The sequence below is a fragment of the Thiocapsa sp. genome (assembly GCF_022340925.1).
In the GTDB taxonomy this organism is placed as follows: domain Bacteria; phylum Pseudomonadota; class Gammaproteobacteria; order Chromatiales; family Chromatiaceae; genus Thiocapsa.
This window is the reverse complement of the sequence record NZ_JAJDNA010000088.1, coordinates 1-15,264: the sequence shown is the minus strand read 5'-3', so window position 1 is coordinate 15,264 and position 15,264 is coordinate 1. Positions and strand designations below refer to the sequence as shown.

Genomic DNA, 15,264 nt, shown 5'->3' with positions numbered 1-15,264 from the left:
CGGACCTTCTTGCCGGTCCTGCCCCGCGTGTCCGTGTCACCAAGGGTAAGTCGGCGGTCCAAAGACAGCAGGCCCAGGTATGGGTCCGTAACCCGGATATGCGGGCGCTCCGACAGGAGCCGGCGCCGGCATCTTCTCCCAGTATTCGCGAGCCCGCTGGTCCGCCTCTCGCCTCATCCGCTCATATTCGGCCCGCCGATTCGCCAGTTGCTGTTCATCGATCGCGGGTACAACGAAGAGCGGCATGCCCCAGCCGGGCGCCGGCTCGATCGTTCCGGCTGGCTGCGGTACCACAGGCACGAGCGGCGGGGCCTCAGCCGCGGGGGCCGGCGCATCCGTGGCGGACAGGCTCTGCGAGGCTGTGTCCGCGCTGACAGCCGGTTCTGGCGGCGACTCCTCGTGCATCAGCGATTCGGCGAACACCGCGGACTCGGCGTCGCTCACCGGGACCGCATCCGCGATTCCTTTCGAGCTCCCAATCGCCGGGCCGGTGTCTTCCGCCTTCGGTGCAGCGCCCTGTGACGGCGCCGGCATCGAAGCGTGTGCGGGCAGCGGCGCATAGTGTTGCTCGAACCCCGACGCCGCCGGGCGTTCCCCCTGTGCAAGCCGTTCCGACCCGACGGCGGGCGCCGGCGCGCCGGGTTCGGCCAGACCCGGTGCGGTGGCCGCAGCGCCGCCCATGGCCGCTTGGGGCGGGACAGGCTCGCCCTGACCCGACTCAGGCGCCTTCATTCCCGCGGAGCTGACTTCGGGTGACCGAACAACCTCTTTGATCTTGCCGATCCATTCCTTCACGCCGCTCGCTCCCGCGCTGGTCGCATCCGTGATGGCGGCCCCGGCAGTCGACGTCAGATCCGTGATCTTGCCGATCACCTGATCAACGCCGCTCGCGTCGGCGCGGCTCGTCTCGCCCAAGCCCGTATTCGCCGCGTCCTGCCTCGGACTGCGCTCGATCGAGCTGAGATAGAGGAAAGCAAAGGCGATCACCACCGCCCACAGCGAGAGCTTGGGAATCCAACCGAGACCCGAACGTTTCGGGCCGCTATCCGCATTGGCCATTTCAGTGCTCCTGAAGAAGACGAGAGAAGAGCGGCGATTATATCAGAGATTACTGATGCACTTGGACCCGCCGTCCGGCGCGGAGGCGCTTCATGCGCGACCCACTCGGGACGTCGCCAGCACCCTCAGCACCTGCTCGACGCGCCCGACGCACTTGGCCAGATTGGTCTGAATCTCCTCCATGGTGATGACACCCTGTCCCTTCCCGGCCGCCCAGTTCACCACGAAGGCGAGGCTGGCGTAACAAAGGCCGAGCTCGCGGGCGATGGCGGCCTCTGGCATCCCGGTCATGCCGACCAGGTCACATCCATCACGCTCTTGTCGGGCAATCTCCGCGGTGGTCTCCAGGCGCGGTCCCTGCGTTGCCCCGTAGGTACCGTTTGCAACGGCGACGCAGCCGCTCGCGGCGCAGGCGCGGATGAGCGCTTGGCGCAGCTCCTCACAGTAGGGCGACGTCATATCGACGTGCTCCATCCGCTCGCCCTCGCCATCGTAGATCGTGTGACCGCGACCGTAGGTGTAGTCGATGATGTCATCCGGGACGACGATCGTCAGGGGGGGGAAACGGTCACCGATACCGCCGACCGCTGCGAGTCCGACGACGCGATCGGCGCCTGAGGCACGCAGGGCCCAGAGGTTGGCGCGATAGTTGATCCGGTGCGGGGGCAACCGATGCCCGACGCCATGCCGCGGAAGGAACAGCAACTCCGTGCCGTCCAGATGTCCGCACACCAGTGGCGCCGACGTTTCGCCGAAAGGCGTGACGACCTGGCGGCACTCCCGGACCTGCAGCGCAGCGAAGCTCGAAAAGCCGGAACCACCGATGATTGCTAAGCACGCCATGCTTGCACCCCAGCTCGGAGAGAGACGCAAACCCAAGATGGATAGGACGAAAATCGCCAGAGTGGTTGGCTCAATCCGGGCGGATCCGCACGCGACAGGCGGTCGGGCGGGACCATTCAGCCCCGGAGTGGTTCGCTCCGGCGACCCTGACAGAGAGCGATTCGCGACAGTCTAGCCGAGCGCAATCTTGAAACCAAAAAAAGGCGCCTTCCGGCGCCAGATCAGCTCGGTTGAGACGCTCCTAGCGGCCTATAGCTGCGCCTGTACGCGACCGCGCCGCATCCTGAAACAGGCCAATCTCCACCAGCTTTGGAAACAGGACCTGCGCCTCACGATCGATGCGCTTGGACACCATCTCGAAGACCTCATGCGTCTCCGCCAGGAAATCCTCAGTGAAATTAAAGTCGCAGTTTTTCAGCCAATGCTTGTGATAATCGTCGAAGGTCTTTCGCAGGGGCTTCTCACCGCTGATGAATCCCCAGGCGATTGACTTCACCTTCGGGTCCTCGTGAATCAGCAGACTCGGATAGAGACTCCGGTCTTCTTCCGCCAGATGACTTCGGACCTTCGCGCCGAGGTCGCACAGCAACTCGTAAGCGGTCTTTGCATTGGGCCGGATACGCAGCTGCTCGGGCGTAAGGAGTGACCTGAGGTCCTCGATCATTTGACGCAGCTCCGCATGGGTGTGGCGGTAGCTTTCTAGGGTCGGCATAAACCATCCTCCTGATCATTCGTTGTGCAGACGTGCGGGCCGCGCGCATGACCATCGCGGCCACCGACGAGCGAGCCGGACCCGGTTTCGGCCCGGTCAGATTTGCCGGAGCAGCTCTGGGCACAGGTTTATACGAAAGCGGGAATAGAGTCAAAATGCGCATCATTATATTGCGTTGTTAGCAAATACCGATATATCGCATCGACCGGGAAACAGCGAACCCATGCCGGGACGCCAGCGTGCGGCGGGGCGCTAGACGTCTTCGTCGGCGACGGCGTAGATGCCGGCGGCATTGCGGAAATAGTCCTTGTAGTCGAGACCGTAGCCGTAGAGGTAACGATTCGGAACCACGACCCCGACGACATCCGCCTCGCACTCGTGCGGGCGGTCCTTCTCGATTAAGACCGCGGTGTGGATACTCGCGGCCCCATCCACCCGGCAGGCTTCAACGATCTGCCGAAGCGTAGTGCCCTCGTCCAGGACGTCGTCCAGCACGAGCACGTGCTCTCCGCGAATCGCACCCGATGGGCGGTAGCTCCACGCGATCTCTCCACCGCTGGTCGCGCCCTGATATCGACTGGCATGGACGTAGTCGACCCGCAACTGAAAACCCAGCCGCGGCAGGAGCAGGCCGGCGACGATGACGGCGCCGGTCATGACACACAGGACCAAAGGATCCTTCCCTGCGAGTCGCTCGGTGACAGATGCCGCCATCTGGTCGAGGGCAGCCTCGATCTCCCCGGGTTTGACGAGACAGACAGCACGTGCAGCGACGGCGTCGTATTGGCGTGGGTCAAGCTTCATCCCTTGGTCTCCGGGTCGGTCGGGTCAGTGAGCCCGAGCTCGAGCGTCTCAAGATCCTCTAGGAGGGCAACCTGCCGGACACCGCGCTGCCACGCGGGAAACTCGTGCAGGCGCTGCCTCTCATGGTGTCCGCGACCATGCATTCTCAGCAGACGCACCTCCGCGGTCGGGTCTCGTCGGCCGGCGAATGCTTCGAGAACCTCCAGCGCCGCGGGACGATTGTTGCAAACCACAAGCATATCGCATCCCGCGTCCGACGCCGCTCGGGCACGCTCGGCATGATCACCGTAGGCCGCCGCCGCGGCCATGTTCAGGTCGTCGCTGAAAATCACCCCCTGGAAGGCGAGGCGTTTGCGCAGGACATCGCGCAACCAGAGGGATGAGAAGCCCGCCGGCTGGGCATCGACGTGCGGATAGAGCACGTGGGCAGGCATGATTGCCTCCAGCGCATGCGTGATCAGGCGCTCGAACGGGACCATGTCCTCCGTCTCCAGATCGGCATAGGCCCGTGGATCGATAGGCAGCTCGATATGCGAGTCGGAGACCACACCACCGTGTCCCGGGAAGTGCTTGCCCACAGCCGCCATGCCCGCGCACCGGACCCCCTCGAGCCAGGCCAACGCCAGCGCGCTGACCTCGCGGGCCCGTGCCCCAAATGCGCGGTCCCCGACAACTGGGTTCAGCCCCCGATCGAGATCGAGCACGGGGGCGAAGCTAAAGTCAACCCCGACGGATCTGAGCTCTGCCGCCATGAGCCAAGCGACCGAGCGACACGCGCGGCACCCTTGCACTGGGTCGCGCCGGTAGAGAGCGGCGAACCGACCGGCCGCCGGGAGGCGGGTAAATCCGTGTCGAAACCGCTGCACCCGCCCCCCCTCCTGGTCGACTCCGATCAGCAGCCGCGGCTCCCGCAGCGAATGAATAGAAGCCGTGAGGTCAGCGAGTTGCCGAGGTGACTCAAAGTTACGCGCGAACAGGATCACGCCGCCGACGGCAGGGTGGCTCAATACCTCCCGATCCTCGGCATCGAGCGACTTGCCCGTGAGATCGAGCATGACCGGACCCAGCGGCACGGACTAGACCCCGGCCTCTCGCCGCGCCGAGACACGGGCTCGGACGTCTTGCCCACCGGGGGTGTCCGGTCGCGACGATGTGACATAGCGGGCTCGATTGCGAGGAGTCGCAACGCAGCGATCGGGCGCGAGAGGCGTGTATCGCAGCGGAAAATCCATATGCGACGGGTATAACATAGTCGTGGCGCAGGGCCTAGTGTCGCCGTCCAGCTCGATCGGGACACCCATGGCGATCATTCCAGCGGCCGCACCCGCGCCGAGTCGAGATTCACGCCGAGCGGCCCGCGCGGAACCCAGGTCTCGACGAGACGATCGCCACGGCGCACACGCACCGGAACCAGCTCTCCAAGCTCCCCCTCGGTGGTCATGCCGCGCAGATCCCGGAAACGAAATACCCGCTCGTCAGCATAGGACTCGATCAGGTCGCCCGCTTCCAGCCCCACGGCCTCTGCTGCGGACCCGGGGATCACGGAAGCCACCTGCACCCGGTTGTCCTCGCCGGTACCGTACAGGTAGCGGTCGTAGATGGCGTCTCCGATCTGCTCCCGAAGCGAGCGCGCAGCGGCATCGATTCCGCGCATCTCCGCGCGGTAGCGATCGCTGCCCAGCCAGCCCTCACGGGCCGCCTGATCCCGCACGGACAGGCGTGCGAGGGAGCGTTGCGCTTCCTGGAAAACGATCTCTTCCGCCAGTCCGGCATCCACCCCGGCGTCCACCATGGCGGCGCGGCGCTCGTCCGCGGTGCGGGGCGCTGCGAGAGACTCGGGCTCATCCGTGCGCGCCTCTGCGGCGGTCGCGCGCTGCACGCGCGCCAGGGTCTGCTCCACGGTCTTCAGGCGGGCTTCGAGACCGACCACGCGGGAGCGCATGGCGCGCAGCGCGTCCGCCTCGGCGTGGGTTGGCTCGCGCCCGTCTTCGGGCCGCGGTTCTGCGGGTGGCGTCGGATCACCCTCCTCGCCTCCGGCGCGCAGAAGGTGAGTCGGCAACCCCGCCTCGTTGACCATTGGCTGCTCACCAGCAGCCTCATTCGGCGCCGCCGGCTGAGGCGGGTCGCCTGACATCAAAAACCCTCCCACGGCGGCCGCGCCGGACAGAGCGCCGGTCGCAAAGGTGGCGAGGAGCATCAGGACGGGCGGGTTCATAGAGTGACACCTGCTTGCAACTGACCTGCCTCTGCGACCGCGAGCCGACCCTGGCGTTCCCGCAGGGAGGGGTTTGGTGAGCTCACCGCCCCCGCCGGGAACGATGCCCGGCTGGTTCCATCCGTCATACGCGGCGGAGCATCAAAGTGGATTGCGACTGTGGCCTCGCTTCCCGGGGCGATGGCTGGGGGAGAGGCCATTGATCGGCGTCCGGTCCGGGGGGCGGCAAGGGCCATGATCGGTCGCGCGGTCTGAAAAAGCTGGTAAGCTGGCGGCGCCGAGTGCAGGGTCCGCTGGACATTGGTTTTTCGACTCCTGCCCTGATGTGTTCGCCAAAGCGCTATGGCGCATTCCGGCGAACCTGCACCGCGCACTCGCCAACGAGGGTTGCTTTACGATGAATGCAAAGAAGTTGAACCTGCTGCTTTGGATCGCCGTCACCGTCTGGCTGGTAATGATGCTCAACAGCATGACGACGCCCGACCAGATCGAGGCGCGCAGCTTGAGCTATAGCCAGTTCCTGCAGGAGCTTTCCGACGGCTCGATTCAGGAGGTGACCATTCAGGATCAGCGCGTGAAGGGGCTGCGTACGGACGGATCGCGCTTCGAGACCTTCGACCCGGGCGATCCCGCCTTGGTGGGCGACCTGTTGAAGAACGGCGTCACCATCCGGGCTGAGGCCCCTAAGCAGCCGAGCGTCGTGGCACAAATCCTGGTCGCATGGCTGCCCTTCCTGCTCCTGATCGGCGTCTGGTTCTGGTTCATGCGACGCAACATGGGCGGCAGCGGGGCCGGCGGGATCTTCAACTTCGGGAAGAGCCGCGCACGACAGCACGCCGAGGGCGAGGTGAAGGTCACCCTGCGCGACGTCGCCGGTGTCGAAGAGGCCAAGGAGGAGGTCGGGGAGCTCGTCGACTTCCTACGAAATCCCCAGAAGTTCTCCAACCTGGGAGGCCGCATCCCGCGCGGAGTCCTGATGGTCGGTCCTCCCGGAACCGGCAAGACCTTGCTCGCTCGCGCCATCGCCGGCGAGGCCAGGGTTCCTTTCTACAGCATCTCCGGCTCTGACTTCGTCGAGATGTTCGTCGGCGTCGGCGCCTCGCGCGTGCGCGATCTGTTCGAGCAAGCCAAAAAGGCGGCCCCCTGCATCATCTTCATCGATGAGATTGACGCCGTCGGTCGCAGGCGCGGCGCCGGCCTCGGGGGCGGGCACGACGAACGTGAGCAGACACTGAACCAGCTCCTCGTCGAGATGGACGGCTTTGCCGGCAATGAAGGCATCATTGTGATTGCGGCCACAAACCGTGCGGACGTGCTCGATCCCGCACTGCTGCGGCCGGGTCGATTCGACCGGCAGGTCGTCGTCGGCCTGCCCGATCTCGCCGGACGGGCCGCTATCCTCGAGGTCCACATGCGGAAAGTGCCGATCGCGGATGATGTCGACGCTCGGACGATCGCCCGAGGAACCCCGGGGTTCTCCGGCGCCGACCTTGCGAACCTCGTCAACGAGGCGGCCTTGTTCGCCGCCCGCGCCGGTCACAACGACGTCTCGATGGCGATGTTCGAGCGCGCCAAAGATAAGATCATGATGGGAGCCGAACGTCGCAGCATCGTCATGTCCGAGGCTGAGAGGCGACTGACCGCCTATCACGAGGCAGGCCACGCCATCGTGGGCCGCCTGGTGCCGGAGCACGACCCGGTGCACAAGGTCAGCATCATTCCGCGGGGCCGTGCGCTCGGCGTGACCCTTTTTCTGCCGGAGCGTGACCGCTACAGCATGAGCAAACGTCAGCTGGAGAGTCAGATCTCGACACTCTTCGGCGGCCGCCTCGCCGAGGAGATGATCTTCGGGCCGGAGCAGGTCACGACCGGGGCCTCGAACGACATCGAGCGGGCAACCGATATCGCCCGTAACATGGTGACTCGATTCGGTCTTTCGGACCATCTGGGCCCCCTGGCCTATGCCGAGGATGAGGGCGAGGTCTTTCTCGGACGTTCGGTGACCCAGCAGCGTCAGATTTCTCCTGAGACGGCACAGGCAATTGACAAGGAGGTGCGGGCCATCATCGATCGCAACTACCGGCGGTCCAAGTTGCTGCTCGAGGAGAACAGCGACAAGCTTCACATCATGGCCGAAGCCCTGATTCGATTCGAGACGATCGGTAAGGACCAGATCGACGACATCATGGTCGGACGGCCGATGCGCGAGCCCGAGGACGGTGCTGGAGACACGAAGCCGAGGGCAGGCGCGGGTGGCGGCGGTGGCCTACCCGAAAGCGACCCGCCGAGGGAGAATCCCCCGGTCGTCGGGGGCGCTGTGGGAGGGGTCTGAGGCTCTTCCATCGCGGCGTCCTCGCCGCCGCCGAGAGGGCCTGCGATCGTCGCCCTTGCAACGGATGGCGAAGCCGATTGGCGTTGAGTCGCGAAGACCAGGTGCCCCGACGCCCTGCCCTGACCCGAGCCAAAGTGGTGTGGAGGGCTCGGGCGCCATGTCAGTGGCGCTGTCACGCACTGACCTTTTCCAAGTTTCGGTCAGGATCCGACAGACGTGTCTTCGCCAACCTTGGTGCTTGCCTCGACCTCGCCCTATCGCCGCGCCTTGCTTGAGCGGCTCCGCCTTCCCTTCGAGACGGCCGCCCCTCGCGTCGACGAGCGGCGGAATTCCTCGGAATCCCCGCAGGTCCTGGTGCTGCGACTGGCAGAGGCCAAGGCCAGGGCCATCGCCGAAACATACCGGAATGCCTTGATTATCGGATCCGACCAGGTCGCCTGTATCGGGGATGAGGTTCTCGGGAAACCCGGAGACCGGGAGCAGGCCGTCGCGCAGCTGGAGCGGGCATCGGGGCGGACCCTCGTCTTTCATACCGGTCTCTGCCTGCTCAACACGATGACCGGCCGGGCCCAGACCCTCGTCGAGCCCTATCGGGTCCATTTCAGGGCTCTGACCCGACAACAGATCGAAGGCTATCTCGACCGCGAGCAGCCATTCGACTGTGCAGGCAGCTTCAAGTCCGAAGGACTGGGTATAGCCCTATTCGAACGTGTCGAAGGTGATGATCCCAATACCCTGATTGGACTTCCACTGATCCGCTTGATCACATTGCTTGAGTCCGAAGGGGTTTTCCCTTTGGGGGCATGACACCCCTTGTGACGGTCAATCAATGGGCGCTCGGTCGATACGCGACGGCAGCGCTCGCGCGTGTTCCGACGGAATCTCCAATAGCGGGGCCTCGTCGCAATGACCGCGTCTGTCAGATTTCCAGAATTGGCCTTTTCAGGACCCAGGTCTCAATTAGGGCATTTCCTCATTGCCAAGGGCGGTTTCATGCGCCATTATTCCGGCGTCGTTGCGCTCATTGGCCCTACCCCATCGCCCGGGGTGAAGATGCCGGCACGCCACGAATGTCGGACCACTGCTGTCGTATGTTGGGCTTAAGTAGACACTGATTCATTGACCATCCTGGCCAAGAATCAGCAGATGAAGCGCCGAATATTTCAGCGTTTCCTTAAGTGTTGCCGATCATTCGCGTGGGCATCCTTGCGGGGCCGATGACGGGCCTGGATCAAGCCAAGAGGACCTGCGGACCATGCCAACTCATCGCTTCAGCACTTGGGGCCTTTCGTTCGTGCTCCTGTCACTGGGACTGTTCGGCCTGACCGGCTGCGGCAGCACGGGGGGGCAACACGACATCACCGATCAGGGTGGCCATTCAGGACATCGAGTTGCCGGATCCGACGCCTTCCCGGTGCCCAGCGAGATCCAGCCCAACGTCGATTTCTGGCGCCATGTCTACGGCATGTGGGGACGTGGCGAGGTCGCGATCCATGACGACCAGTACTTGGGCGTCGTCTATGAGGTCATCAAGCTCCCGGCGCCGATTCAAGACAGCTACACGGTCTCGCAGCGCGAGCTGGTGCGAGCCCGAACCAGGAGTTATTCCGATCGGCTGCGCGCCCTCGAAGAGCGGGTGCGCGCGGGAGAGCGTCTGAGCAGCAGCGACAAGACACTGCTTGCGAAGCTGGAGAAAGGGGGCGGGCGTGGCGCGCTATACGGAGCCGCGGAGCGAGTACGCAGTCAACGTGGGCTGCGCGAGCGCTTCCGTCGAGGTGTCGAGATCAGCGGGCGGTACGATGCGCCCTTTCGCGAGATCATGCGCAGCCATGGGGTGCCCGAGGATCTCGCCTATCTCCCGCACGTGGAGTCCTCGTTCCAGGTCAACGCGCGCTCAAGTGTGGGCGCAGCGGGCGTGTGGCAGTTCATGCCGTCGACCGGCCGCCGATACATGAACGTCAACGACACGCTCGACGAGCGGCTGGACCCGATCCTGGCCGCAGATGGCGCCGCGCGCTACCTCTCCCAAGCCTATCGTCGGCTCGGGAGCTGGCCGCTCGCCATCACCTCTTACAACCACGGCCAAGCTGGGATGGCGAACGCCAAGGCCCAGTTCGGAAACGATATCGGGCGGATCGTGCAAGACTACAAGGGCAAGTCCTTCGGCTTTGCCTCGAGGAACTTCTATGCTGAGTTCATCGCGGCCCGAGAGGTCACCCGCAATGCCAATCGGTATTTTCCGGAGGGTGTCAGGCTCGAGGAGCCCTGGCGCCACGATCGCCTGGTGCTGCAACATGGCATGCCGGCGGACCATATTGCAAACCACTACGGCCTGACCCGCTATCGCCTCGCCGACCTGAACCAGCATTGGCGCGATCCGGCACGTGACGGTCGCAACCCCCTGCCCGCAGGCAGCACGGTCTGGCTGCCGGCTGGCACCAAGCAACGGATCGCGAGCCATCCGCCGCCGGTGTCGACGGTCATGGTCGCACGCTCCGAGGCGAAACCGTCACCGGTTCTTCGACAAGCGGTTGCCAAGGTCGATAAACCGAAGCCCAAATCCAAGCCGCAGGCAAAGGCACCCGCCAAGGCTCAACCCAAGGTCGCCTCCGCGCCGCGCTACCACGTCGTCAAGCCCCAGGAGACGCTCTACCGAGTCGCGACCCAAAACGGCCTCTCCGTCGCCGAGCTACGTCGCCTGAACAAGCTGCGGCCCGACGACAACCATATCCGTCCCGGCCAGAGGCTCAAATTGGGTATCTGACTGCCAGCGAGTGCGCTGAGTGCGGGCTTGGCACGCCCGCATCGCGGCCCACCGGCTTCTCGCCGCAGCGCTCGACACCCCTGTTCCGAGCGGCCGCTGGCGCCCCGTTATGCTCGCCTGCCCGGGACGCAAGGCGCTTAGGAGCCTGTTTCCTACAAGACCTTCGACACCCGTTTGATCGCCATGTCCTGGGGGTCGCTCTCGATGCGAAATCCCAGCGACTTGACCAACGCAAGCATCCGGCTGTTCGCGCTCAAGACTTCGCCATCCATGATATGAAAGCCCCGTAAGCGTGCGTTCTGCATCAACGAACGCATCAGCCGCGCGCCAATGCCGAGATTGCGCCAGGTGTCCGACACAACGATCGCGAACTCGCATGCCTCGCCGCCAGGACGCGCCATGTAGCGGGCGACGCCGACCTCGACCTCGACCCCGTCCTCCTCGACCACCCCGATCAGGGCCATCTCACGGTCGTAGTCGATCTGGGTGAAGCGCACCAGCATCTCGGGCGTCAATTCCTTGATGGCCTGCATGAACCGGAAGTATTTGGTCTGCTCCGAGAGCCCTCGGACGAACTCCTGCTCCATCTGGGCGTCCTCCGGACGGATCGGACGGATCACCAGGTCCTTCCCATCGGGCAACTGGACCCGCTCGAGCAGATGGCTCGGATAGGGGTGGATGGCCATATGGCCGTAAGTCGTCTGCTGTGGGGGGCGATAGTCGACCGTGATTCGCGCATCGACGGCGATCACCTCCTTATCTGTCCCGATCAGCGGGTTGATCTCCATCGCCATGACCTCGGGCAGCTCGCAGACCATCTCGGAGACCCGCTGGAGGATTTTCGCCAAGGCGACCCGGTTCATCGGCGGCATATGCTGGAAGGCGCCCATCAGACGGACGATCCGGGTGTGGTCGATCATCGTCTGAATGATGAATGCGTTGAGCGGCGGCAGGCCGAGGGCCCGGTCCTCGAGGACCTCCACCTTGGTGCCCCCTGCACCGAAGCTGATCACCGGACCGAAGATCCTGTCCCGACTCACGCCGATCATCAGCTCACGCGCGGCACGGGTGGAGGCCATGTGCTCTACGGTGATGCCTTCCACGCGGGCATCCGGTCGCAGCCGTTTGGCGCGCTCGACGATCTCGGCAAAGGTCCGCCGGACCGATTGAGCATTGTCGATGTTCAGGCGCACGCCATCGACATCGGACTTATGCTCCAGATCGGGCGAGTCGATCTTCATCACCACCGGAAAACCCAGGGCCTCGGCCGCCATCAAGGCCTCGTTGGGGGTACGGGTCAGCACCGCCTGCATGGTCGGAATCCGGAACGCCGAGAGGATTGCCTTGGCCTCGACCGTGCCCAGCGCCTTGCGCCCCTCGGCCATCACGCCCTCGATGATCAGACGCGCCCCGTCCACGTCTGGGGCATCCTCATGTGAGAGTGGTCCGGGCGACTGCATCAGAAGCTTCTGATTGCGCTGGTGGTTGGCGAGGAAGGACAAGGCTTCGACTGCGACCTCCGGACTGTCGAAATGCGGCACGTCGTGCTCGGCGAGCAGCTCCTGCGCCCCGGCCACGCGCTTGCCACCCATCCAACAGGCAAGGACGGGCTTGCGGCTCTCTTTAGCCGCCGCGATCAGCTGCTCTGCGGTCGCGACCGGGTCCCCGAAGACCAACGGCGCCAGGATGCACAGCACACCGTCCACCTCCGGATCGGCAAGGCAGGCATCGAGGGCCAGCCGATAGCGATCCGGAGGGGCATCACCGATGATGTCGATCGGGTTGCCATGCGACCAATGGTCGGGCAGCGCCTGCTCCAGCTTCTCTCGCGTCGCCTCGCTGAGCTGTGCGAGCGAGAGACCCGACTCGACGGTGCGGTCCGCCGCCAGCACGCCCGGGCCACCGCCGTTGGTGATGATGACGATGCGATCGCCGGCCAAGCGACGCCGGGTTCCGAAAACCTGCGCCGCGGCGAACAACTGATCGAGATTCGAGACCTGAACCACCCCCGCGCGCTCCGTGACGGCGCGAAAGACATCCGCGGACCCGACATAGGCGCCGGTGTGAGACTTGATCGCGCGGGTCCCCGCCGGATGCCGACCCGCCTTGACCACGACCACCGGCTTCAGCCGAGCCGCCGCGCGCAGACCACTCATGAACTGGCGGGCGCTTCGGATCCCTTCCACATAGAGGAGGATGCATTGGGTCTGCGGATCCAGCGCCAGATAGTCGAGGACATCCCCGAAGTCGACATCCGCGGCCGCGCCCAGAGAGACCACCGCCGAGAAACCGATGCGCCGACGTTCCGACCAGTCGATCATGGCGGTGCAGATGGCCCCGGACTGCGAGACCAGTGCCACGTTCCCGCGACGCGGCAAATCCTGTCCGACGCTGGCATTCAGTCCGTGCTGGGGTCGCATCACCCCGATGCAATTGGGCCCGAGCACCCGGATGCGATTGCTGCGCGCCGCCTCAACCATCTTCTCCTGAAGTGCGGTCCCACGCTCGCCATGCTCGCCGAATCCCGCCGAATGGACGACCGCCACTTTGACCCCATAGCCGCCGCACTGCCTCAGAATGGCTGGCACCCGATCGGCAGGGGTGGCGATCAGCGCGAGATCGATATGCTTGTCGAGCTGGCTCAGATCCCGATAGCAGGTCTCGCCTGCGACCCGGTCATACTTGGGATTGATCGCATAGGCATTGCCCTTGAAGCCCCCGGCCAGCAGATTGCGAAAGACCATGCCACCGATGGAGCCCTCGCTGTCGCTGGCCCCGAACACTGCGACGGCACCAGGTGTAAAAAGCTGCTCGATATCGGACACGCGCATGGCCCCGCCCTCCCAGGCAAAAAAGGTTTAAGCTAAAAACACATGAATACGCCTGCGACCGCCGCTGGGCTGATCCATTCCAGTGTGACCCGGAGCGGCGGATCGCCGTGTCTGGCCCGGCATATTCAAGACCGTCAGGCGACGACAAGAACATCGGCAACGAGAATCGCCCCGGGGAAGTCGCGTCCCGATGGCGATCGCGCCCTGAGGACACCCTATGAACCTCGCCTTTATCTCTCACCGCGCGTGTCAGGAGCACAGGATGGGCATGCACCATCCAGAGTGCCCGGAACGCCTCTTCGCCATTCAAGACCGGATGATTGCCTCCGGCATCGAGATGCTGGTGACCCACTATGACGCGCCCGAGGCGACGGTCGAGCAACTGACGCGGGTGCACGACGCCGACTACGTCCGGGAGATCTTCGCGGCCGCCCCGCATGCCGACGACGTCCTGACCTGGGTCGACGGCGACACCGCCATGAACAGCCACACCTTGGCCGCCGCCCTGCGCGCGGCCGGCGCAGCCATCCTCGGGGTTGATCTGGTGATGAGCGAGAAGCACCACGCCGCCTTCTGCTGCGTGCGTCCGCCCGGGCACCACGCCGGACGCCGCACCCCGGGAGGATTCTGCTTCTTCAACAACGTGGCCGTCGGCACTGCTCACGCACTCGCTCATCACGGGTTGCAACGCATCGCCGTCGTCGACTTCGATGTCCACCATGGCAACGGGACAGAGGAGATCTTCCTCGGGGAGGAACGGGTTCTCTTCTGCTCGAGCTTCCAGCACCCCTATTACCCTGGAAGCGGCGCCGACACGGTCGCGCCCAACATCCTCAATCTGCCGCTTCCTCGCCTCACCGACGGAGCCGCCTTCAAGGATGCGGTCAGCGCCCATTGGCTGCCGCGGATCGACGCGTTCGAGCCCGAGCTGATCGTGATCTCGGCAGGCTTTGATGGCCACGCCGAAGACGACATGGCCCATTTCAATCTTCGCGAGCCCGACTATGCCTGGATCACCCGCGAGATTCATGCCCTGGCGCGACGTCATGCCCAGGATCGCGTCGTCTCCTGTCTGGAAGGCGGCTATAGCCTCTCCGCGCTGGGCCGATGCGTGAGCACCCATATCGACGAGTTGATCGGACGCGGCTGACCGACGGCTCGCACCACCCTGCTGCATCGCAGCATAAGGATAGAGGTGTCACGCCCCCGCCGCAACGCCAAAAAACGGCGCGCCGGGCTTGTCTATCCAGCGTGTCGGCATGGGAGATGCTGATGTCGAGCACCGTTATCCTCTGGATTCGACGCGATCTGCGTGTCGACGACAATCCGGCCCTCCGAGCTGCCATGGTGGACTGCGACCGGCTCATCCCCGTCTATGTCCACGAGCCCGGCGAGGAGTCCCCGTGGAGCCCCGGGGCCGCGAGCCGCTGGTGGCTGCATGGGAGCCTGCGCAGCCTGGATCGTTCGTTGCGCTCCCTGGGCAGCCGGCTGTGGATCACGCGAGGGGACAGCCTGGCGCGGTTGCGGCACATCGCGGCGGCAACCGGTGCCACGCGCATCCACTGGAACCGGCTCTACGATCCGGCGACCCGACAGCGCGACGGCCGGATCAAACGGGCCCTGCGCTCGGATGGGCTGCGGGTGGACAGTCACCAGGGATCGGTTCTTTTCGAGCCCTGGGACATCGCGACGGCGACCGGCGAC

The 15,264-nt window shown here is 64.8% G+C and carries 12 protein-coding genes; 5 read left to right on the top strand and 7 right to left on the bottom strand.

Going from position 1 to position 15,264, the window contains the following annotated elements:
* Positions 1-36 precede the first annotated feature (36 nt).
* The 6 genes from LJE61_RS10925 to LJE61_RS10900 all read right to left on the bottom strand — a co-directional run bounded on the left by LJE61_RS10925 (position 37) and on the right by LJE61_RS10900 (position 5,633).
* Positions 37-1,059 carry a hypothetical protein gene (locus LJE61_RS10925; RefSeq protein WP_296910836.1) on the bottom strand — a complete coding sequence of 341 codons (1,023 nt, stop codon included), beginning with the start codon at positions 1,057-1,059 and terminating at the stop codon, positions 37-39.
* A gap of 90 nt (positions 1,060-1,149) precedes the next feature.
* Positions 1,150-1,902, bottom strand: coding sequence for an S-methyl-5'-thioinosine phosphorylase (locus LJE61_RS10920; RefSeq protein WP_296910834.1), 753 nt, complete (start codon positions 1,900-1,902; stop codon positions 1,150-1,152).
* A 241-nt stretch (positions 1,903-2,143) separates the two neighbouring features.
* Entirely contained in the window at positions 2,144-2,614 is a 471-nt protein-coding gene (locus LJE61_RS10915; RefSeq protein ID WP_296910832.1) for a hemerythrin domain-containing protein, read from the bottom strand.
* A 252-nt stretch (positions 2,615-2,866) separates the two neighbouring features.
* On the bottom strand, positions 2,867-3,418 hold the full coding sequence (locus LJE61_RS10910) for a hypoxanthine-guanine phosphoribosyltransferase (RefSeq protein WP_296910830.1): 552 nt from the start codon (positions 3,416-3,418) through the stop codon (positions 2,867-2,869).
* Positions 3,415-4,491, bottom strand: coding sequence for a beta-N-acetylhexosaminidase (gene nagZ / locus LJE61_RS10905; protein WP_296910828.1), 1,077 nt, complete (start codon positions 4,489-4,491; stop codon positions 3,415-3,417). The genes LJE61_RS10910 and nagZ overlap by 4 nt, the downstream gene beginning before the upstream one ends.
* A gap of 233 nt (positions 4,492-4,724) precedes the next feature.
* The gene (locus tag LJE61_RS10900) at positions 4,725-5,633 is read right to left on the bottom strand and encodes a PDZ domain-containing protein (RefSeq protein WP_296910827.1); all 909 of its coding nucleotides are present in this window, start codon (positions 5,631-5,633) and stop codon (positions 4,725-4,727) included.
* A gap of 397 nt (positions 5,634-6,030) precedes the next feature.
* Between LJE61_RS10900 and ftsH the strand changes: the two genes are divergently transcribed.
* The 3 genes from ftsH (at position 6,031) to LJE61_RS10885 (ending at position 10,729) form a co-directional block, all read left to right on the top strand.
* A complete protein-coding gene (gene ftsH / locus LJE61_RS10895) occupies positions 6,031-7,965 on the top strand; it encodes an ATP-dependent zinc metalloprotease FtsH (protein WP_296910825.1) in 1,935 nt (644 codons plus the stop codon).
* A gap of 216 nt (positions 7,966-8,181) precedes the next feature.
* Positions 8,182-8,772, top strand: a complete 591-nt coding sequence (locus LJE61_RS10890) for a Maf family protein (RefSeq protein WP_296910823.1) — start codon at positions 8,182-8,184, stop codon at positions 8,770-8,772.
* Between the two features lie 448 nt (positions 8,773-9,220).
* On the top strand, positions 9,221-10,729 hold the full coding sequence (locus LJE61_RS10885) for a lytic transglycosylase domain-containing protein (RefSeq protein WP_296910821.1): 1,509 nt from the start codon (positions 9,221-9,223) through the stop codon (positions 10,727-10,729).
* A gap of 152 nt (positions 10,730-10,881) precedes the next feature.
* On the opposite strand, the gene LJE61_RS10880 is transcribed toward LJE61_RS10885, so the two are convergent.
* Positions 10,882-13,560, bottom strand: coding sequence for a bifunctional acetate--CoA ligase family protein/GNAT family N-acetyltransferase (locus LJE61_RS10880; RefSeq protein ID WP_296910819.1), 2,679 nt, complete (start codon positions 13,558-13,560; stop codon positions 10,882-10,884).
* Positions 13,561-13,777: 217 nt separating this feature from the next.
* Between LJE61_RS10880 and LJE61_RS10875 the strand changes: the two genes are divergently transcribed.
* Together LJE61_RS10875 and LJE61_RS10870 are read left to right on the top strand one after the other, a co-directional pair.
* On the top strand, positions 13,778-14,710 hold the full coding sequence (locus LJE61_RS10875; RefSeq protein ID WP_296910818.1) for a histone deacetylase family protein: 933 nt from the start codon (positions 13,778-13,780) through the stop codon (positions 14,708-14,710).
* Positions 14,711-14,832: 122 nt separating this feature from the next.
* Positions 14,833-15,264: deoxyribodipyrimidine photo-lyase (locus LJE61_RS10870; RefSeq protein ID WP_296918389.1), on the top strand; the 432-nt coding region annotated here is incomplete at its 3' end.

Bases quoted from the DNA above. Each gene is read 5' to 3' on its own strand.
- LJE61_RS10925 (WP_296910836.1), bottom strand. From the start codon at position 1,059: ATGGCCAATGCGGATAGCGGCCCGAAACGTTCGGGTCTCGGTTGGATT.
- LJE61_RS10920 (WP_296910834.1), bottom strand. From the start codon at position 1,902: ATGGCGTGCTTAGCAATCATCGGTGGTTCCGGCTTTTCGAGCTTCGCT.
- LJE61_RS10915 (WP_296910832.1), bottom strand. From the start codon at position 2,614: ATGCCGACCCTAGAAAGCTACCGCCACACCCATGCGGAGCTGCGTCAA.
- LJE61_RS10910 (WP_296910830.1), bottom strand. From the start codon at position 3,418: ATGAAGCTTGACCCACGCCAATACGACGCCGTCGCTGCACGTGCTGTC.
- LJE61_RS10900 (WP_296910827.1), bottom strand. From the start codon at position 5,633: ATGAACCCGCCCGTCCTGATGCTCCTCGCCACCTTTGCGACCGGCGCT.
- ftsH (WP_296910825.1), top strand. From the start codon at position 6,031: ATGAATGCAAAGAAGTTGAACCTGCTGCTTTGGATCGCCGTCACCGTC.
- LJE61_RS10885 (WP_296910821.1), top strand. From the start codon at position 9,221: ATGCCAACTCATCGCTTCAGCACTTGGGGCCTTTCGTTCGTGCTCCTG.
- LJE61_RS10880 (WP_296910819.1), bottom strand. From the start codon at position 13,560: ATGCGCGTGTCCGATATCGAGCAGCTTTTTACACCTGGTGCCGTCGCA.
- LJE61_RS10875 (WP_296910818.1), top strand. From the start codon at position 13,778: ATGAACCTCGCCTTTATCTCTCACCGCGCGTGTCAGGAGCACAGGATG.